The sequence below is a fragment of the Allobosea sp. 2RAB26 genome, from assembly GCF_052115465.1.
Taxonomy (GTDB): domain Bacteria; phylum Pseudomonadota; class Alphaproteobacteria; order Rhizobiales; family Beijerinckiaceae; genus Allobosea.
Genome location: NZ_JBFRGS010000009.1, coordinates 228,451 through 247,271 on the forward strand (window position 1 = coordinate 228,451; position 18,821 = coordinate 247,271).

The 18,821-nt window shown below is 66.6% G+C and carries 19 protein-coding genes; 4 read left to right on the forward strand and 15 right to left on the reverse strand.

Features of this window, described 5'->3' with window-relative positions:
* Positions 1–82: 82 nt before the first annotated feature.
* Genes AB4118_RS19395 through AB4118_RS19415 form a run of 5 tightly spaced genes read right to left on the reverse strand, consistent with a single transcriptional unit; the run spans position 83 to position 4,901 of the window.
* Complete coding sequence (locus tag AB4118_RS19395; RefSeq protein WP_441491283.1) at positions 83–1,096, reverse strand: proline racemase family protein; 1,014 nt, start codon at positions 1,094–1,096, stop codon at positions 83–85.
* 36 nt (positions 1,097–1,132) lie between these two features.
* Complete coding sequence (locus AB4118_RS19400) at positions 1,133–1,918, reverse strand: ABC transporter permease (protein WP_441491284.1); 786 nt, start codon at positions 1,916–1,918, stop codon at positions 1,133–1,135.
* A 1-nt stretch (position 1,919) separates the two neighbouring features.
* Positions 1,920–2,753, reverse strand: a complete 834-nt coding sequence (locus AB4118_RS19405; RefSeq protein ID WP_441491285.1) for an ABC transporter permease — start codon at positions 2,751–2,753, stop codon at positions 1,920–1,922.
* Positions 2,753–3,811, reverse strand: coding sequence for an ABC transporter ATP-binding protein (locus AB4118_RS19410; RefSeq protein ID WP_441491286.1), 1,059 nt, complete (start codon positions 3,809–3,811; stop codon positions 2,753–2,755). Before AB4118_RS19410 ends, AB4118_RS19405 begins: the two co-directional genes overlap by 1 nt.
* A gap of 46 nt (positions 3,812–3,857) precedes the next feature.
* Positions 3,858–4,901: an ABC transporter substrate-binding protein gene (locus tag AB4118_RS19415; RefSeq protein WP_441491287.1), complete on the reverse strand. Its 1,044-nt coding sequence runs from the start codon at positions 4,899–4,901 to the stop codon at positions 3,858–3,860.
* A gap of 105 nt (positions 4,902–5,006) precedes the next feature.
* On the opposite strand from AB4118_RS19415, the gene AB4118_RS19420 reads away from it, so the two are divergent.
* The 3 genes from AB4118_RS19420 to AB4118_RS19430 all read left to right on the forward strand — a co-directional run bounded on the left by AB4118_RS19420 (position 5,007) and on the right by AB4118_RS19430 (position 7,241).
* Positions 5,007–6,026, forward strand: coding sequence for a GlxA family transcriptional regulator (locus AB4118_RS19420; protein WP_441491288.1), 1,020 nt, complete (start codon positions 5,007–5,009; stop codon positions 6,024–6,026).
* 115 nt (positions 6,027–6,141) lie between these two features.
* On the forward strand, positions 6,142–6,552 hold the full coding sequence (locus AB4118_RS19425) for an MbcA/ParS/Xre antitoxin family protein (RefSeq protein WP_441491289.1): 411 nt from the start codon (positions 6,142–6,144) through the stop codon (positions 6,550–6,552).
* A complete protein-coding gene (locus AB4118_RS19430) occupies positions 6,546–7,241 on the forward strand; it encodes an RES family NAD+ phosphorylase (RefSeq protein ID WP_441491290.1) in 696 nt (231 codons plus the stop codon). Before AB4118_RS19425 ends, AB4118_RS19430 begins: the two co-directional genes overlap by 7 nt.
* Positions 7,242–7,682: 441 nt before the next feature.
* On the opposite strand, the gene ltaE is transcribed toward AB4118_RS19430, so the two are convergent.
* The 7 genes from ltaE to AB4118_RS19465 form a co-directional block, all read right to left on the reverse strand.
* Positions 7,683–8,729: a low-specificity L-threonine aldolase gene (gene ltaE, locus AB4118_RS19435; protein WP_441491291.1), complete on the reverse strand. Its 1,047-nt coding sequence runs from the start codon at positions 8,727–8,729 to the stop codon at positions 7,683–7,685.
* A gap of 160 nt (positions 8,730–8,889) precedes the next feature.
* Positions 8,890–9,042, reverse strand: coding sequence for a hypothetical protein (locus AB4118_RS19440; RefSeq protein ID WP_441491292.1), 153 nt, complete (start codon positions 9,040–9,042; stop codon positions 8,890–8,892).
* A 178-nt stretch (positions 9,043–9,220) separates the two neighbouring features.
* Complete coding sequence (locus tag AB4118_RS19445; protein ID WP_441491293.1) at positions 9,221–10,921, reverse strand: arylsulfatase; 1,701 nt, start codon at positions 10,919–10,921, stop codon at positions 9,221–9,223.
* A gap of 468 nt (positions 10,922–11,389) precedes the next feature.
* Positions 11,390–12,622: an HlyD family secretion protein gene (locus AB4118_RS19450; RefSeq protein WP_441491294.1), complete on the reverse strand. Its 1,233-nt coding sequence runs from the start codon at positions 12,620–12,622 to the stop codon at positions 11,390–11,392.
* A gap of 185 nt (positions 12,623–12,807) precedes the next feature.
* Complete coding sequence (locus AB4118_RS19455; protein ID WP_441491295.1) at positions 12,808–13,017, reverse strand: hypothetical protein; 210 nt, start codon at positions 13,015–13,017, stop codon at positions 12,808–12,810.
* 86 nt (positions 13,018–13,103) lie between these two features.
* Entirely contained in the window at positions 13,104–13,622 is a 519-nt protein-coding gene (locus AB4118_RS19460; RefSeq protein WP_441491296.1) for an alpha/beta hydrolase, read from the reverse strand.
* 241 nt (positions 13,623–13,863) lie between these two features.
* Positions 13,864–14,628: an NAD(P)H-binding protein gene (locus AB4118_RS19465; protein ID WP_441491297.1), complete on the reverse strand. Its 765-nt coding sequence runs from the start codon at positions 14,626–14,628 to the stop codon at positions 13,864–13,866.
* 337 nt (positions 14,629–14,965) lie between these two features.
* Here AB4118_RS19465 and AB4118_RS19470 point away from each other — a divergent pair, with 337 nt between their 5' ends.
* Positions 14,966–15,514 carry a GNAT family N-acetyltransferase gene (locus AB4118_RS19470; protein ID WP_441491298.1) on the forward strand — a complete coding sequence of 183 codons (549 nt, stop codon included), beginning with the start codon at positions 14,966–14,968 and terminating at the stop codon, positions 15,512–15,514.
* Between the two features lie 624 nt (positions 15,515–16,138).
* Here AB4118_RS19470 and AB4118_RS19475 read toward each other — a convergent pair.
* From AB4118_RS19475 to AB4118_RS19485, 3 genes are read right to left on the reverse strand one after another with little or no spacing between them, the layout of a single operon-like run.
* Complete coding sequence (locus AB4118_RS19475) at positions 16,139–16,945, reverse strand: substrate-binding domain-containing protein (RefSeq protein ID WP_441491299.1); 807 nt, start codon at positions 16,943–16,945, stop codon at positions 16,139–16,141.
* On the reverse strand, positions 16,935–17,801 hold the full coding sequence (locus AB4118_RS19480) for an ABC transporter ATP-binding protein (RefSeq protein WP_441491300.1): 867 nt from the start codon (positions 17,799–17,801) through the stop codon (positions 16,935–16,937). The genes AB4118_RS19475 and AB4118_RS19480 overlap by 11 nt, the downstream gene beginning before the upstream one ends.
* A complete protein-coding gene (locus AB4118_RS19485; RefSeq protein ID WP_441491301.1) occupies positions 17,794–18,813 on the reverse strand; it encodes a FecCD family ABC transporter permease in 1,020 nt (339 codons plus the stop codon). The genes AB4118_RS19480 and AB4118_RS19485 overlap by 8 nt, the downstream gene beginning before the upstream one ends.
* Positions 18,814–18,821 lie beyond the last annotated feature (8 nt).

Sequence of the window (18,821 nt, forward strand, 5' to 3'; positions counted from 1 at the left end):
CTGGCGCAGGCCGGGGCTTTGCGGCGCCATGAAGCCGATCGCGCCGGGACAGCCTGGCCTGGCTGTCCCGGCGCGATGCCGGTCAGGCGACGAGGAAGCCGGCGTCGACCGGATCGTCGCGGTTGATCGTCCAGCGTGCGGTGCCGAGCAGCCCGGCGGTGCCCTTCACGGTCGGGCGCACGGCGCGCGTGCCGTTCAGGTTCGCCTCGCCGATCAGGCAGCCTTCGAAGGTTCCCGACCCGAGCAGCCCTTCGGAGCGGATCGGCTGGTGCAACGCGAGCAGGCCGCGCGCCTCATACATCGCCATCATCGCGCTCGTGCCGGTGCCGCCCGGCGAGCGGTCGAGCTGGCCGGCGGAGAAGACGTGGACATTCTTGTAGAAGGCCCCCTCGATCGTCGGCTCGTGCCAGAAGGTCACGAAGTTGAAGTTGTTGATGTGGCTCGACGCCGGGTGCTGGATGGCAACCTTCTGGCGCAGCTGCTCGCGGGCGATGATGCCGAGCCGGGAGAGCTCCGAGCCGTTCTCCGGCGAGATCCGCAGCGAGGTGCCGCGCAGGTCGATGATGCCGAAATAATTGCCGCCCCAGACGATGTCGGCCTTGAGCTGGCCGATGCCCGGCAGGTCGAAGGGCACGTCCTGCGCCGCGACATAGGCCGGCACGTTCTCAAATCGGGTCCACAGCACGTCCGGCCCGTCATTGGCGACCTCGGCCGTCACCAGGCCGGCGGTGGTCTCGAAGCGGATCGTCGTGACGCCATTGGCGCCGCGCCGGACGAGCCCGAGCGCGACCATCGCCATGCCGACCGCGATCGTGCCGTGGCCGCACATATGGGAATACTGCGTGCCGTCGATATAGATCAGGCCGGCATCGTAGTCCGGGCTCGACGGCGGCGTCAGGAACACGCCGAACATGTCCTTGTGCCCGCGCGGCTCGCGCATCAGCGCGCAGCGCAGCCAGTCGTAGTTCTCCTCGAGGAAGCGGCGCTTCTCCAGGATGTTCGAGCCGGCGGGATAGGGAATCCCGCTATGGATGATGCAGAGGGGCTCGCCCTCGGTATGGGTGTAGACGACGTCGAAGACATTCTGCTGGCGCATGTGCGGGCTCCTTGGGACTAAACGGGGTGGACGGGATCAGCGGCGCTCGGAGAGCACGTCGAGGCCGATGGTGAGGTCGAGCAGCACGATCACGATCGCGGCGACGATGATCGTCAGGCCGGAGACCGCCGCGATCGTCGGGTCGATCGTGTACTGGACGTAGTTGAACAGCTTGACTGGGATCGTGGTCAGCTCGGCCGTGGTGTTGAAGATGCTGAGCTCGACATTGATGAAGGAGGCGATGAAGGCGAAGATCGCGCCGCTGACGAGCCCGCTGCGGATCTGCGGCAGCGTCACCAGGAAGAAGGTCGTCAGCGGCCTGGCCCCGAGATCGGCCGACGCCTCCTCCAGGCTGCGCTGCTCCTCGCTGAGCTGCGGCAGCACGGCGCGCAGGACGAAGGGCATGATGATCACGACATGCCCGACGAGCAGGGCCGTGAAGCTGCGCACGAGGCCGATCGCGCTGCCATATTGCAGCAGCGCCGCGCCGAGCACGACATGCGGCAGGATCAGCGGCGACATCAGAATTTCCGACAGCAGGCGGCGGCCGGGAAAGCGATAGCGGGCGATCGCGATCGCGGCGGGCACCGCCAGCACCACCGCGACGATGGTCGCGGCGATCGCGAGCAGCGTGCTGGTCATGAAGGCCGAGACATAGGACGGGTCGCCCAGCATCTTGCCGTACCAGGCGAGGGTGAGCCCTTGCGGCGGGAAGGCGAGGAAGCTGGTCGTGGTCAGCGAGGCGCCGACGAGCACGACGAGCGGCAGGGCGAGATAGGCGAGCGCTGCAAGGGAGATGATCCTGACGAGGTGCGTGACCATTTCAGGCTCTCCTCGGCTCGCTGAGGCGCCCGGCGAGGGTGACGAGCACCAGCGTCAGCACCAGCATGGTGATGCTGAGCGCACCGCCATAGTTGAAGTCGAAGACCGAGCTGTATTGCTGGAAGATCAGCATGGAGAAGACGGTGATCCGCCCGCCGCTGAGCAGAGCCGGCGTGACATAGGCGCTGACCGCCAGCATGAAGACCATGACCGCGCCGGCCATCAGCCCGGGCAGGCTGAGGGGGAAGGTGATCGTCCAGAAGGTGCCGGCCGGCGTCGCGCCGAGATCGGCGGAGGCGTGTTCGAGCGCCGGATCGACCTTGGCGAGCGCGTTGCCGACCGCCAGCACGATGAAGGGCAGCAGGATGTAGACGAGGCCGATCAGGATGCCGAGCTCGGTGCCGAGGAAGCGCATCGGCCGCTCGATCAGGCCCAGCCCGATCAGGCCGTCATTGACAAGGCCGTTGCGGCCGAGCAGCACCATCCAGCCGAAGGAGCGCACGATATTGCTGGTGAACAGCGGCACGATGAGCAGGATGACGCAGAACCGGCGCCAGGGCCGCCAGCGCACCACGCGCACGAGATACCAGGCGAGCGGATAGCCGATCACGACTGAGACGAGCGTGGTCAGCGCGCCGATCCGGAACGTCACCCACAGCACGTCCCAGTGATAGCTGTCGGCGAGGATGCGCAGGTAATGCGCGAAGGTCAGGTGACCGTCCGGCGTGGTCAGGCTCGCGATCAGGACGACCGCCATCGGCGCCAGGAAGAAGGCGACGAAGAACGCCGCCGGCAGGGCGCAAAGCAGCACGACCGTGCGCAGCCTCCCGCTCATCACGCGTCCCCCGGCACGAGGCTGAGATCGCCAAGGCGGATCGTGGCGAAGACCGGCTGGCCCGGCGCGAGGCCCGCCAGCGCCGACGGCGCAAGCCTGGCCGTCAGGACGGTGCCGCCGGCCAGGACCGTGACGAGGGCATGGCTGCCGACATGGGTGATCTCGGAGAGCACGGCCGGCAGGGAGAGGCGATCGGCGGCGGGCTCCGGCGCGATGAGGATATCCTCGGGCCGCAGCACGCCGGTCAGCACGCCTTGCGGAGCGTCCGCGGCGGGACGGATGATCGCGCCGCCCAGCAGCGACAGGCTGCCGTCGCCGCGCCGCTCGACCTGGAGCAGGTTGGCGTCGCCGATGAAGTCGGCGGCGAAGCGGCTCGCCGGCCGGGCATAGATATCCTGGCCGCGCCCGATCTGCTCGATGCGGCCGCCGTTCATCAGCACGATCCGGTCGGCCATGCTCATCGCCTCGTCCTGGTCATGCGTCACGAACAGGAAGGCGATGCCGAGCCGGTGCTGGATCTGCTTGAGCTCGCCCTGGACCTTCTTGCGCAGCTTCAGGTCGAGCGCGCTCAGCGGCTCGTCGAGCAGCAGCAGCTGAGGCCGGTTGACGATGGCGCGCGCCAGCGCCACGCGCTGCTGCTGGCCGCCGGAGAGCTGGGCCGGCAGGCGCTCGCCAAAGCCTGCGAGGCCGACGAGCTCCAGCGCCTCGGTGCTACGCTTGGTTGCCTCGCCCTTCGGCGTGCCCTGCCGGCGCGGGCCATAGGCGACATTTTCCAGGACGCTCATATGCGGGAAGAGCGCGTAGTTCTGGAACACCGTGTTGAGCGGGCGGCGATAGGGCGGCAGCCGTGTCACATCCTCGCCGGCGAGCCTGACCGTGCCGGCCTCCGGCGTCAGGAATCCGGCGATGCAGCGCAGCAGCGTGGTCTTGCCGCAACCCGACGGGCCGAGCAGCGCGATGAACTCGCCCTGCTCGACGGAGAGGTCGATGTCCGTCAGGGCCGCGTGCCCGCCGAAATGCTTGGACAGGCCGTCGATGGCAAGGATGGGGGTGCTCATGCTGCGGCTCGTGGTGCTCGTGCCCAGTCGTTCGCGCGCAGGTCGTTCACTTGCGCGCGATCTCGCGGTTCCAGGCGTCGACGACGCCTGAGCGCAGCGCGTTGATCTCCGTCCAGTCGAAGAGCTGCAGGGTCTTGACCGAGCCGGTCTCGCCCCAGGGCAGCTTGCGCGCGGTCTCGGGCTTGACGACGACGTTCTTCACGGACGGGCCGAGATAGAGCTTCTCGGCGAGGCAGCCGGACGCCTCCGGCGTCAGCGCCTGGTTGATGAACTTTGCAGCCGCGTCCTTCTTCGGCGTGCCCTTCACCAGATGGAGCCGGGCATCGGTCGCCCAGGCGCCTTCCTTGGGCACGACGAAGCCGATCGGCAGGCCCTTGTCGGCAAGGTCCCAGGCGCCGACGTTGAAATGCGCGCCGATGATCGCTTCGCCGCTCTGGTAGGCATTGGTCGCGGCGCCCGAGGAATCGAAGAACAGGGCGGCCTTCAGCTCCCTGATCTTCTTGAAGGTCGGGGCGAGGTCGCCGGGAGCGCCACCCCAGATCTTCGAGAGGAACATGACGAAAGGCACGCCCGCCGAATTCGCCGGGGAGGGGATGGTGACCGCGTCCTCGAATTCCGGCTTCCAGAGGTCGTTCCACGATGTCGGGGCGGTCTTGACCTTCTGGGTGTTGTAGGTGAGCCCGAGCGAGTAATAGCCGGTGCCGACCGCATAGGTGGTCGAACCGCTCTTGTAGAGCGCCTCGGGCAGCGTGTTGGCGAGATTGGGAATCGCTGCGGCGTCGAGTGTGTCGGTCACCTCCGCGGCGAGCGCCAGCTCGCTGATGCCGCCATCCATCCAGGCGACGTCGATGGTGGGAGCCGCCTTCTGCTGCTGCAGCTTCGACAGGGTGACGGTCGAGGTGCCGATCTCCGCCTTCACGGCGATGCCGGTCGCCTTGGTGAAGGGTTCGGCGACGCAGGCGCGGAAGGCGTCGCCCCAGTTGCCGCCATACCAGGCGACGGTGATCGAGGCGGGTTGCTGGGCCAGCGCCGGCGCGGTCAGCAGGGTGGTCGCGAGCATGGCGCTCGCCAGCCGGACGGGTCTGTTCATCGTCGTTCTCCTCTGCCTGAGCGTCTTCGCGCTTCTACGATCATGGTGGGCGCGGCGCACGAAAGGCACTAGAATTCGCCGGCCGGAAATTTGAATAATCACGACATGAACACAGCGCAGTTTCCGCCATCCGCCAGCGAGCGGCCGCAATCCGCGCCCATTCCCGTTTCGCGGCTGCGGATCGGCTTCGTCCTGCTCGACCAGTTCACGCTCGCCGCCTTCTCCGGCTTGATCGATGTGCTGCGCCTGGCGGCGGACCATGGCGGCCGCAGTCGCCAGCTCCATGCGAGCTGGACCGTGATGAGCCTCGACGGAGAGCCGCGACGCTCGAGCTGCGGTGTCTCGGTTGCGCCGAATGCGGCCCTGCTCGATCCGGCCGGCTTCGACTATGTCGCCGTCTGCGGCGGCAACGACTATCTCAACGAAGCCTTGCCCGAGAGCCTGCTCGACTATCTCAGGCGGGCGGCGGCGTCGGGCGCGCGGCTGCTGGGCATCTGCACCGGCACCTTTGCGATCGCCAGGGCAGGGCTGGTCGGTCCGCGCCGGGTCTGCGTGCACTGGAACGTGCTGGATGCCTTCAAACAGCGCTTCCCCAGGGTTTCGGCAGGGGTGGAGCGGCTCTTCATCGACGAGGGCGACCTGATCACCTGCGCCGGCTCGACGGCCGCGATCGATCTCGGCCTCTATCTCGTCGCGCGCCATTGCGGCCGGGACAAGGCCCAGCAGGCGATGCGCCACATGATGCTGCAGGACATGCGGCCGGCCGAGATGCCGCAGCCGCATTTCTACGCGCAGATCGGCTCCCATCTCGACGTCCGGGTTCAGCAGGCCGCGCAATTCATCGAACAGCGCCTCGACAATCCCCCGCCGATCGCCGCGGTTGCGCGCTATGTCGGCGTCAGCCCGCGCCAGCTCGAGCGCCTGTTCGGCACCTCGCTGGGCCAGAGTCCCGCGGCGTTCCAGCGCAAGCTCAGGCTGGACTATGCGCGCTGGCTGATCCTGAACAGCAAGCGCTCGCTCACCGACATCGCCATGGGCGCAGGCTTTGCCGACAGCGCCCATCTGTCGCGCGACTTCAAGGCGAGCTTCGGGGAATCGCCGCGCGCGCTCCGGCAGAAGGGGTAGCGCGGCCGACCGATACCTGTCGTCTTCAGCTCTGAGGCAGCATCATCGGCCGAAGCGGGGCTGATATTGCCATTTGGCATAAGTATCCTTATTTTATGCCGAAGTGAGGTGCGCCATGCTTGTCGAGATCCCCCGGACTGTTGCGACCCCGGCGGTGCCGGAGATTACGGTCGAGGAGGCCGCTGCGGCCGCCCGGGCGGTGATCAGGCTCTTCGAAAAATGGGGCCTGACCGACGCCGTCGCGCGCGAGATCCTGGGCGGGCTTTCCGCCCGGACCTATGCCCGCTGGAAGGCAGGGGACCATGGCCGGATCGACCGGGACCTCGCCACCCGCCTGTCCCTGCTGATGGGCATCCACAAGGGCCTGCGCACGCTCTTCACGGAGCCTGAGCGCGGCTATGCCTGGGTCGGCAAGCCGAACGACGCCTTTGGCGGCCGGGCCCCGGTCGAGATCATGGCGCAGGGCGACATCTTCTCGCTGGCCCGGGTGCGCTCCTATCTCGATGCCGAGCGTGGTGGTTGGTGAGCGACGCTCCGCCCGTCATCCGCGTCCATTGGCTCAAGGCGTACCGGATCATCCGCTCGATCTATCCGCCGATCGACCTGTTCGAGGACATCGCCGACCCGAGCGACTGGGAGGCGCTGGCCTCGATCGAGTCGAAGACCAACCCACGGATCTGGGAGCAGATCGGCCGGCTCGATCTCGTTCCGCCGGCGCGACGTGTCGCTGGACATGGGGCGAGCTACCTGATGGCGCCCTTCGTCCATATCAGCACGGATCGGCCAGGCCGGTTCACCGACGGCACCTGGGGCGTCTATTCCGCCGGCCAGAGCGATGAGGTCGCGATCCGCGAGGTCGCGCATCACCATGGCCGGGCGATGGCGGCGAGCCGGGAGGAGGGCGGCTGGACCTCGCAGTTCCGCGTGCTGATCAACCAGGTCGATCTCGACCTGCATGATGTCCGGGCCCGGGCCGACCTGCACGACGCGGACGACTATTCCGCCTCCCAGGCGGTTGCGCGGCAGATGCGGGCGGCGGGATCGAACGGGTTTTTGTATCTGAGCGTGCGCTGCCCCGGCGCAGAGTGCATCGCGATCTTCTGGCCGGATCTCGTCCCGATCCCGGTGCAGGGCGACCACTACGACTTTCACTGGGATGGTGCCCGCGTCGACAGGGTGCGGAACTGCCGGACAGGGGCAATCCTGGCACTGTAGCCGAAGAAACGGACTCAAGCCCTTGGCCGGTCACGCAGTTCGGTCCGGCCCATTGAGAGGACCAGAACGTGGAGCGCAGCCGTTTCGCGGAAGAGCAGATTAGGCCCCTCGGCAGTGGTGTTGAGAGAACGATGGTCTTTGCGCCGCGCAAGACCGGCGTCTTGAACGTGACCGGGCTGGGCTCGCTCATCCGCATCGGCATCGACCCGGTCATGCAAGCGTGCAATCGCCGGCTCTGTGACTTTGATCACAGACGGGCCGGCAGGTGCTCACCGTACGGTAGGACACCCTCCCAATCTTGACCCGCCGCCATGGCGGGTCTCTTTTTGGGCGAACGGTTCTCGAATGCGGCTCGTCCCGTTCGCGGACGACAGCGCCGATCGCAACCCGCCCGCCCGTGGCAGGTCAGCTTGACGCCGCCCGCAATCCTGCGACCGGCCCTCAGGCATGGGCTTTCAAGCCGGCGGGCGCGCTTTGCCTGTCGAAGAAGACCTCGCAGGCCTCGGCAACCCGCTCTACGGACGCGTCATCCACATCGAGATGGGTCACCCAACGCAGCGTTCCATAGCGCCCGCCGACGGCAATGCCGCGACCGCGTAGAAAGGCGACGAAAGCGCTGGTGTCGAGCCCCTTGGGCGTCATGAACACCATGTTCGTGCGTGACGGTCCCGCGCCAAGCTCGGGAAAACGCGCCAGCACGGTCGCAAGAGCTGCGGCGCGGCGATGATCGTCGGTAAGCCGCGTGACATTGTGCTCCAGGGCGTAGATCGCGGCCGCGGCGAGCACGCCGGTCTGGCGCATGCCGCCGCCCAGCATTTTCCTGATCCGGCGGGACTTTTCGATGAAGTCCCTGGGGCCGACGAGGACGGAGCCGACCGGCGCGCCCAGCCCCTTGGAGAGACACAGGGACAGGGTGTCGAACTGCGCCGCGATCCAGGCCGCGTCCCGGCCGCTCGCCGCCGCGGCATTCATCAGCCGGGCGCCGTCCAGATGCGTCGCAAGCCCGCGCGAGCGGGCGAGCTGCGTTGCGGCCTGCAGGTAGGCGTCGGGCAGGACAAGGCCGTTGAAGGTGTTTTCCAGCGCCAGCAGCCGCGTGACCGCGAAGTGAAAGTCGTCCGGCTTGATCGCGTTCGCAATGGCGTCCAGCGCGATCGTCCCATTAGCCTCGTTGGGCAAGGGCTGCGGCTGGATCGAGCCCAGGACTGCGGCGCCGCCGCCCTCGAGCCGATAGGTGTGAGCCATCTGGCCAACGAGATATTCATCGCCGCGGCCGCAATGGGCCATCAGCCCGGCGAGGTTAGCTTGCGTGCCGGTGGGGAAGAAAAGGGCGGCTTCCTTTCCCAATCGCTCGGCGACCATCGCTTCCAGGCGACTGGTGGTCGGGCAGTCATCATAGACGGCGTCGCCAACCTCGGCTGCAGCCATGGCAGCCCGCATCCCCTCATCGGGGCGCGTGACCGTATCCGAACGGAAATCATCCACTAGCATCGATCAGATCCTGGTTGAGCATGAACGTGTCCCCGCGAAGGTTCACTGGCTGCTCCAAGGAGAATGACGCAAGCCCTTCGTTGGAGCCAGTCCTGCCTTGGACCTCCTGCACCTCACGATAGGCACTTGACGCGGCATCAGGCTCGGCTCTGCGGCCGGTTCACTCCAGGCCGCCGAGGCTGGTCTGCTTGAAACGCGCGGTCATGGCTTCGCCCGTCTGCCGCATGGCCGTGATGCAAATCTCCATGCCGAGATGATGTTCGAGGGCGATCTCCACGGCATCCCCGATCTGCGCGGGCGATCCGCCCAGCACCGGTGGCTACCGGCCGCGACCGCAAAAAAGACGGGCGGCTCGCTCAGAGCTGCCCGCCACTTGCTTCGCGTTTCCCTGGATCATCGGACCGGATATCGTATCCAGTCTGATGATCTAACCCTTTGTCTTTGCATCGGCTTTGCCCCGAAAACCGCAATCCACCTTTCGGGCCGATGCCTTAGTTCCCGGGCTTGTTCTTGATCGCCTGATCGATTTGCCGTTTTACGGCTTCCAGATTGAACGAGGCTGGGTCCTGCATCGGTGGGTAGTCAATCGCAGTACGAGCCAGTTTGGCGACTTCGTCCTGAACGGAGACGAACCGCCAGAACTCCCGGGCGTAGAAGTCGTTCATATAGCCGCCACCCAGGTCATTGAGGCTCTGCCCGCCGATCGACGGGGTTCGTTCGAACGGGTCCTGGCGGATATTGACCATGGTCGGCATGTCGGTGGTGACCTTCGCGCCGGGCCAACCCTGCGGCTGCTGGAAGAACTGGTACTTGAAGTTGTCGATCCGAACGGCGCCGAGTTGCGGACCGCCGAAATAGAAGAACTCATGCCGCGCGGACGGACCGTTGCCTTGGAGCAGATCGATCTGGTTGTAGCCGTCGAGATGGTTCTTGTAGGTCCTCTCGCCCAACGCCACGCCCTTCAGGAGCTGGCCGGTGATGTCGCTATTGCCGGCCGCAGCCAGGAGCGTCGGGAACCAGTCCAGCGCCGAAAAGATCCCGTTTTCGACCGTGCCAGACTTGACCTTGCCCGGCCAGCGAATGATCGCGGGCGCCCGGAAGCCGCCTTCCATGACCGTTCCCTTGGTCCCCTTGAACGGGGTCATCCCGCCATCGGGCCAAGTGAAGACTTCGGCACCGTTGTCGGTGGTGAAGATGACGACCGTGTTGTCCGCCTGGCCTGAATCCTCCACGCATTTCAAAAGGGCGCCGACGCCGTCATCGAGCTGCGCCATGCCCGCCTCTTCAAGGCCGTAATTGGTATTGCTGTTCATCAGCGCCTGATATTTCGGCGACAGGAAGGTCCAGACATGCATGCGCGTCGTGTTGTGCCAGACAAAGTACGGCTTCTTGTCAGCCTTGGCCTTGTCCATGAAGTCACATGACGACTTGACCAGTATTTCGTCGAAGGTCGTCATGTCGTATTTAGCCTTCGGCGTGATGTCGTGCATGTTTGGCACGTTGCCCATGTTGGGGTAGGGTGCCAGAGGTCCCTCGTCCACGATCCTCTGCTTGCCGACCTTGCCCCAGCGCGGCATCTCGGTCGCGTCGTCCACGGTTGTGGCAAAGGTATGCACCAAGTTGCGGGGGCCGACCTTGTCGCGATAGGACTGCTCGTCCGGGAACGAATACCAGAACGGATCGGACATCGCGTCGAGGTGGTAGAGGTAGCCGAAGAACTCGTCGAAGCCGTGCAGTGTCGGCAGGAACTTGTTCAGGTCGCCCAGATGGTTCTTTCCGAACTGGCCGGTGGCATATCCCTGAGTTTTCAAAGCGCTGGCGATCGTCGCTGCCTGGGCCGGCATGCCGACATCCGCACCCGCTTGTCCAACGGTGGTCAAACCCGTGCGCAAGGGGATTTCGCCGGTGATGAAACTTGCCCTGCCAGCGGTACAACTGGCTTCGGCATAGTAATCCGTGAACATCATTCCCTGCGCCGCCAGCCTGTCGAGGTTGGGCGTCTTCCCGGACATGATCCCCCGGTGGTAGGCCCCGACATTGAACCAGCCTACGTCGTCGCCCATGATCACGAGTATGTTAGGCCGCTGTTGCTGCTGGGGCTGAGGTTGCTGCGCTATCGCAGGGAGGCTCGCCCCGGTCAGCATGGCGATACTCGCAGAGAGACAAAGCCATTCGCGTCGACCAATCTTCATGTCCGACCCTCCCGGATGATGCATACGGCCGTACCTGGTGCCCACGGGCCTCCGCGGGCACCTTAAGAATTTATTCAAAATGGCGGCCGCCCCGATTTACCGGGACAGCAGGGCTGCGTGCTACTGTACCTTGGGGCAGTCGCGAACGGATCCATTGGCGCTTCGATGCCCCAGGAAGGGACATTCTGAGGATCGGGCCTAGCCAAACTTCGTCCGTCACCGGCCTCGCCGCAAACGTCTCTGTTGGGTCGGGAGCAGCAGTCACCCCGCCCGATCAGGAATGTCAGCTTTCGGGCAAAGCTCCATGCACGCCCAACAGGTCCGGGCACGAGTGTCACTCGGCGGCCCTCACGCGCGGAAATCCGGATTCATGCTGCGCCGCGTTTCCACCTGCCGGGCGCCGAGAGCTTCTGATGTCCTCTCGACGGAAACCGTAAAGGGCGCCGATCGGCGGTCTGCGCTGCCGGATCAGTGTCCGGAGAAAACCAGTGTCTGAATCGGCAGCAGCAGCGCCTGGATCCTCAGGATCATGGCATGAACGAGCCCGACCGCGTCGACCGCATGCAGAGCGACCCTTTTGACGGAGCCGGTGTCCTTCGCCTCGATGCGATCATGGTTGCTCGAATAGGCATTGACGATACAGCTGCTGCCCGGCGTCACGCCATCGAGCCCATCGGGATAGAGCGGCTCGAGAAATGTCAGGATCGTGCCGGGCCTGGCAATTTGCTGAACATCGATCAGCTGCTCGCCGCCGCGAAACTGCCCGGCTGCGATAAAATCCTGCAGCCCGGTCACGACCATCGGAATGATGACCCAGGGCTTTGAGACGCAGGTGGCCTCGGCAACCATGCCGACCTTCATGATCTGCGCCTCGATCTGGGAGAAGCCGGCCTGCAGGGAGGAGCGCCCGGCCTCCTCGGGGATCAGGACGCCGCCGGCGCGCATGTTCGGGTTGACGAGATCGCCGGCACGAAGCGCAAATTGTTCGACGCGGCCTGTGAATCCGGCCCGGATCACGGTCTTGTCGATATCGATCTGGGCCAAAGCCAGGTCCGCCTGGGCACTATCCCTCTCTGCCGGAAGCTGCGTCGAGATCCGGATCTGCGCAGTATCGCGCGCCGCGGTTGCCGAGTTCACAGCGGCTTCCTTCCCGGCGACGCGGACCTCCAGCCTCTCGATCTCACGCTGCGCGACGACATTCGCGTTCCGTCGCATCAATTCCTGCTTGGTCCGCAGTTCGTCCTGTGCCTGCTGGAGGTCGCTCCTCGCCTCCTGGATCTTGGATTCACTCGAGGCAAGGTCGGACCGGGCGACAACAAGTGCTGCCTCGGTCTCGGCAATCCTGCGGCGGGCGGTCTCGGCTGCCGCTTCCTGCACGCTGCTGTCGAGACGGAAGATCGGCGCGCCCTTTTCGACCCTGCCGCTGAGCCCGACAAAGACCTCGGCGACCTTTCCCCTGTTCTCCGGCATGATCGGCACCGCCCTGAAGAACAGGGTCGCGTTCGTGGTCGAGGGGTGATTGTAGAAGACCACCGTGATCAACCCGATGGTCAGCATCGCGCAGGCCGTGATGCCCCAGCGCAGTTCGAACCAGACCGAGTAGAGCGTGATCTCCTTGCCGATCCGACGGCCCTGACCGTAGCGGCGAAACAGGTAGTCGGGCAGGATCGTCAGAAGCGAGCAGAACAAGAGCTCAAGCATGGGAGGGCTCCTTCTGCTCGGCGTCGCGCTTCGACGCGCGATCGGCGTGCGTCTACGAGGGATTCAACCGACGAAGTGGCTCAACCGGTGGGCCACCGCCGCGGTAATGGTGACGGCTGGCACTTCATTTCCACGAACGCTGGACGACGTCGCAAGAGGCTAGTGCTTCTCGACAGCGTCAGCAATCACTCACTCCAGACGTTTCGCGCTTGCAAGCAGCCGGCCAGCACTGCCTCGCCGATCTCCGGGCGGTGCCCGTCCTCGTCGGGACGGATCTTCTCTCCGGCGCGAACGAGCGTGCGCCAGTTCTTGGTAATCAGGTCGGCTGGGGAGGGCGCTTGCGGGCAGGCAGCGCCGGCGGTTTCTGCGCTCGAACCGGACAGGGTCTTGGCCAAGACCTCACGGGGGCAGAGTCTGGAGCCGATCGGCCGGCGTCTCAGGCCACCGAGGCCAACGGGGACTTTCGGCCCCTTAGCGGGCGTCAAACGACCTTCGCCAACCAGCCGCGCAGCAGTGCGAAATCATTGTCGGTCAGGGCGTGGCCGGAATTCAGGCTCTGGTGATCGACTAGCGCCCCTACGCGACGCAGTTGCGCCGCCATCTCGATACCGTCTTCCGCCCGCCTGCGAGCATCATGGGTCGCATCGACGACGAGCACCGGCGTGGCCGGCAATCGTGTTTCCCCTGGCGTCGCGAACGGCGAAAGCGGGCGCAACAGCGCGGCCCCTCTGACCAGATCGGGAAAGAGCATCATCAGGGCGGCAGCCATGATCGCGCCGTTTGAGAACCCGACCAGGATCGGTTTGCTCCGGCCAGGATGCCTTGCGACGATCTCTGCCATGAAGGCTCCGAGAGCCGGCGCTTCGGCCCGGATGCTGTCTTCGTCGATGCTTCGATCGGGCAAGCGCTTGAAGAACGCATGGCCGCCCTCCCATGCGACCGCTCCGCGCAGCGAGAATGCAGCCGCGCCCGGAGCCGCCGCCGCCGCGACGGGAAGCATGTCCGTTTCCTTGCCGCCGGAGCCGTGGAGCTGGATCAGTGGCGGGGCCGATGGGTCGCTGGGCTCTACGAGACTGAATTGCATGGGGTCAGCGGGCTTCGACCTGTGGAGTGGATCGGCAGAGATCCCACAGGCATGACGATGGCGTGTCAGCCTGGCAGCCATCTCCGACATTGCGGCAGATGCTGACACTGCCGCGGGGCAACCCGGATGGCGTTCACGGGGCGGCGTGACCCGCCCTCTATCCGCTGACGCGCGTCGCCCGGGAAAGCCGACGCATCTCGGCGTTCTCGTAGAGGTGCCGACCGGGCGCGGCATTGCCGACGAGCGTGACGATCGCGTCCGCCACCGTCTCCGCAGGGATGGCCCCGTAGCGGGACAGCGGGCCGAGCATGATCGGGGTGAGCGCCGCGAAGACGCGTTGGCCGATCGCCTCCCAGACGCGCCGCTCGGTGCGCCCGCCGAGAAGGAAACCGGGCCGGATCAGGTCGACCCGCTCGAAGCCGAGATCGGCGACCGCCCGCTCGATGGCGCCCTTGGTCTGCAGGTAGAAGCCGGGGCCGCCGGCGCCGACCGCGGTCACCAGGATGAACTGGCGGGCCCCAAGCGCTCGCGCAGCCCGGGCGACGGCGAGCACATAATCATGGTCGACGCGGAACATGGCCGGCTGCGACCCCGCGGTGCGGATGGTCGTGCCGAGACAGGATATCGCGACGTCGATGCCGTCGGGCGCAACAGGCTTCAGGACGGCCTCGGGCGTTTCGTAAAGCTGCTCGAAATCGACCTCATGCCCGGACGCGGATGCTCCCCGGCGCACGAGGCTGACGAGATCGATCTCGGGACGGGTGGCGAGCCGGGCCCGGACAAGGCTGCCGACCAGTCCGGTGCTGCCGGCGAGGAGGACGTGCTGGGTCATGGCGGGGAAGGCCTGGTCACGGAAGGCTTGGGCAGGGAAGACATGGGTAGGGAAGACATGGGCACGGGGCTCCTGGCTCACGGCGACCATGGCCATTATTCCGAGCGCCGGTCAAAGAGGGGGGCGGCGGGCGGGGTTTCGAGCCTGGGGGGCGACCCTGGCAGAGGCGGACCACGCTACGCCACCTCGGCCGCTCCTGTCTGCCGAGATCGGCGACACCGGCATCATCGCCACCATAAATCCCTCGGCCGGCCGGATGCGCGATTTTCGGGGCCCCGTTTTCGGGAGGCCTGCAAAAGCTGTGGGGCAGGATGAGTTGAGCGATGCGGCCGACAAATACGCGCCATGATCGACTGGCCCTGTACGATTTCGCCGTCCACGGGTGCCAGTGCGCGGCGAGGCCTGTCTCCACGGTTGAGGTTTGCTCATGTCCAGGATCCGTCACGCCCAATTGAACCCGAACGCACCGGGCGCCAGGGTGCGCCTGCGCCCGTGGCGGATGGAGGACCGTGAACTCGGTCTGGCGCTGTTCGAGAGCAATGTGCCCCGCTACTTCGCAGCGGCCGAGAGGCCCGATTTCCTCACCTTTCTCGACGACATGCCGGGGCCCTATTTCATGCTGGAGTCGATGGACGGCGAGGCGCTGGGCTGCGGCGGCTATGCCGGCGGGGGCGAAGACCCCTTTGTCGCCTTCCTATGCTGGGGCATGGTGCGGGGCGACCTGCACGGTCGACGGCTGGGCGAGCGCCTGCTGAGCGAACGCTTGGCGCAGATCGCCGCGGAACCGGTATTCGAGACGGTGACCATCGAGACCACCCAGTATAGTTGCGGGTTCTTCGCGCATTATGGCTTCGTCGAAACCACCCGCGTACCGGACGGCTTTGCGCCGGGCATGGACCGCGTGGACATGACGCTGCAACTGGACACATACCGACACGCCATGAGCACGGTTGAGATCGCTGCGCCATCAACGTGAACAAAGCCCTTATGGTTTGCCCGCATCGTCTTCGTGAGCCTCAGTGCCGAACAAATCGGGCGGCCACGCGTTCCCCACGCGTTCCCGAGGAGGCGGCAGATCAGGCCGCCTCGAGCTCAATGGCACTGTGTGAGGCCACTGGCTCGCAGCAGGAGGCGAAACCATGGAACGCCGGGCATTCCTCACTGGATTTCTGGGCATGAGTCTTGGCCTGGCCCTCGCTTTGCGGCCCCAGGGCGCGCAGGCCGCCCCACGGCTCCAGGCGCCGGAGGCGCCAAACGCAGGTCTGTCTGATCTGACGCTTCCGGACGGAACGCCATTGGATTGGGCCCAACAGCGTGGTTCGGATTGGGATCGTCGGCATCACCGTCCGCCGCAGCATCGCAGACATCACCGCCGCCATCGGCGCCAGGTCTGCCGTGTGCATCGTGACAGCTTTGGCAGGCGGATCCGCCGCTGCCGTTGGGTCTGACATGACGGGACCGGCTGTCAGCGTGTGAAACACCGCTTCCCGCTCGTGCGAGGCTGGCCCTTGCCCGACCTTGGCCGCAACCTGTCGGGGGCGCCGCGTATCAATGGCGACAGGGCAGGGTGGTGCCGTGAGACATGCTCCGGCTCATCCCTTCACTCTCGAGCCGGTGCCTTCGCACCGACATGGATGGTCTGGCTCTGCGAAACGTGGTTGGGGGCGATGAAGCCATTGCAATAGAGCAGCGCCCCGGCCTGGCCGCCTGTCAGGAAGGCAGCAAGGCCATACCCGCGCTGCCCGGTCCCGCGCGCGACGGCCAGACCATAGGACGCCGTCACGGCGCAGCCCTGGGGCAGATCGACGGGCGCGCAGGGACCGGAGGGATCAAGCCCCAATGTGCCGGATTGGTAGCCGAGGACGATATCGGCCTGTCCCGTCTCGATCAGCCATGCGGCCGGCGCGCGCCCGGCCGGAACCTCTGACGCAAAGCCGCCGCCGAGCAGCCGGCGAGCCTTGGCGGCAAGCAGCGCGCCGGCGCCCGGCCGCAGCCGGTCGATCCGCGCGAAGACCAGCTCGGCATAATCGCCCGATGGGTCGGCGCCCGGCGTCGAGGTCGCGAGCATGAGCGCCGGATTGAGCATGGCGTCGATCAGCCCGGCGGATTGGATGCCGAGATTGCGGCGGACGACCGCACAGAACGGATTGCGGGCAAAGCAGATCGGCTCGTCGAAGAGACCGGCTTCGAACAATCGGCGGGGATGGTCCAGATTGGCGGACGCGAAGACATCGGGCGCCGCGCCGGCTTCGATGCGCTGGCGCAGCAGTCCGGCCGGGCCGAAGAGCGCCTCCACACGGATCGCGTGGGCCTGCTCGAACAGCGGCAAAATCTCCCCGAAAGCGCGGCGCAGGCTGCCCGCGGCATAGAGCCTGACGGGATCGGCGGCGGCGACCTCACTTGGCATGGCTGCCTCCAGAACCCGGTTTGCCGCCACCCAGGATTTGGCCGCACGAAGCCTCATCGTGCAAGACCGGGCTACGCAAGTCAGGACTGCGCAAGACCTGACTGCGGAAAACCGGGGCGAAGGCAGTCAGTTCCCGGCCCTCGGCGGCAAAGCGCAGAAGGCGCACCGGCACCTTGTAGAGTTCCGCGAGATGGGCCTCCGTCATCGTCTCGGCCGTGGGGCCGATCAGATGCCGTTCGTCGTCGCCCATCAGCAGCACCCGGTCGGCGATGGCGAGGGCGTGGTCGGGATGATGCGTCGTGAACAGCACCGCGAGCTGGCGGTCGTCGCAGATGGTGCGGATCAGCGCCATGACCTCGTCCTGATGGTGCAGGTCGAGCGCGGCGGCGGGCTCGTCGAGCAGCAGGATCGGTGTTTCGCCGGCGAGTGGATGGGCAATCAGGACGAGCTGCCGCTCGCCGCCGGAGAGCGACGCGAAGGCGCGTTGCGCCAGCGCCGCGATGCCGAGTTCGGCGAGGCAGGCGGCCGCGATCTCGCGGTCGCGTCGGCCGGGCGCCCGCAGCAGCGGGATGTGCCGGGTGCGCCCCATCAGCACGATCTCGATCGCGCTGTAGGAAAAGGCCGGCATGAAGGCCTGCGGCACGAAGCCGACGGCGTCCGCGACCGCGATGCGGCCGGCATTGGGCGCGATCAGCCCGGCGATGGCGCGCAGCAGCGTGGATTTTCCGCGCCCGTTGGGGCCGAGCACCGCGACGATCTCGCCCGCAGAAACCATCAGGTCGAGCGCGCGGAACTGCCAGCGCCGGCCGTCATAGGAATGGCCGGCCTGCTCGGCCCGGATGCGGGGTTCAGCCATGGCCGCGCTCCGAGCCGGTGGCGCGCAGGAAGACGAGAGCGAAGACCGGCGCGCCGATCAGCGCCGTCAGGATGCCGAGCGGGATCTCGCTCTGGCTCAAGCTGCGCGCGACATCGTCGACCAGCACCATGAACAGACCGCCGGCAAGCATCGCCGCCGGCAGGAGGGCGCGATGGTCGGGGCCGACCAGCATCCGCGCCAGATGCGGGATGACGAGGCCGATCCAGCCGATCACGCCGCTGACCGCGACCTGGGCCGAGACGATCAGCCCGATCAGCGTCAGCACGAGCCAGCGCGTCGGCTCGGTCCGGACGCCGAGCGCCCGTGCCTCCTCCTCGCCCAGCGACAGGATGTTGATGCGCCAGCGCAGCAGCAGGAGCAGGACGGCGCCCGGCGCCAGCAGCCCCAGCATCAGCGCGAGCTTGTCGTAATCGGCGGTGGCGAAGGAGCCGAGCAGCCAGAACACGATGCGCGGCAGCTTCTCCTCGGCGTCGGCGAGATATTGCACCAGGCTCACCAGAGCCCCGAAGAAGCCGCTGACGACGACGCCCGCCAGCACCAGGACCAGCATGTTGCGCCGCGCCACCAGCGCGTTCAGCGCGTAGACCATCAGCAGCGCCAGCATGCCGAAGAGAAAGGCCAGTAGCAGCAGAAGCCCGCGCGACCCGCTCAGCAGGATCGCGAGCGTGCCGCCGAAGGCCGCCCCGGTCGAGACGCCGATGATATGCGGGCCGACCAGCGGGTTGCGGAACACCCCTTGCAGCGCCGCCCCGCACAGGGCCAGCCCCGCCCCGGCCGCAAGCGCGGTCAGGACGCGCGGCAGCCTGACCGTCAGCACGACATGGCGCTCGATCGCATCCGTGCCGTCGAATGCGAGCAGGATCTGCCCGACACGGGCCGGCGAAATGCCGTAGCGGCCGATGCCGAGCGAGACCAGCAGGACGAGCACGAGCGCGCCTGCAAGAAGCGCCAGAACAAGGCCGGGGGCGGCGCGACGCCTTGTGCGCGCCACGCGGCGGT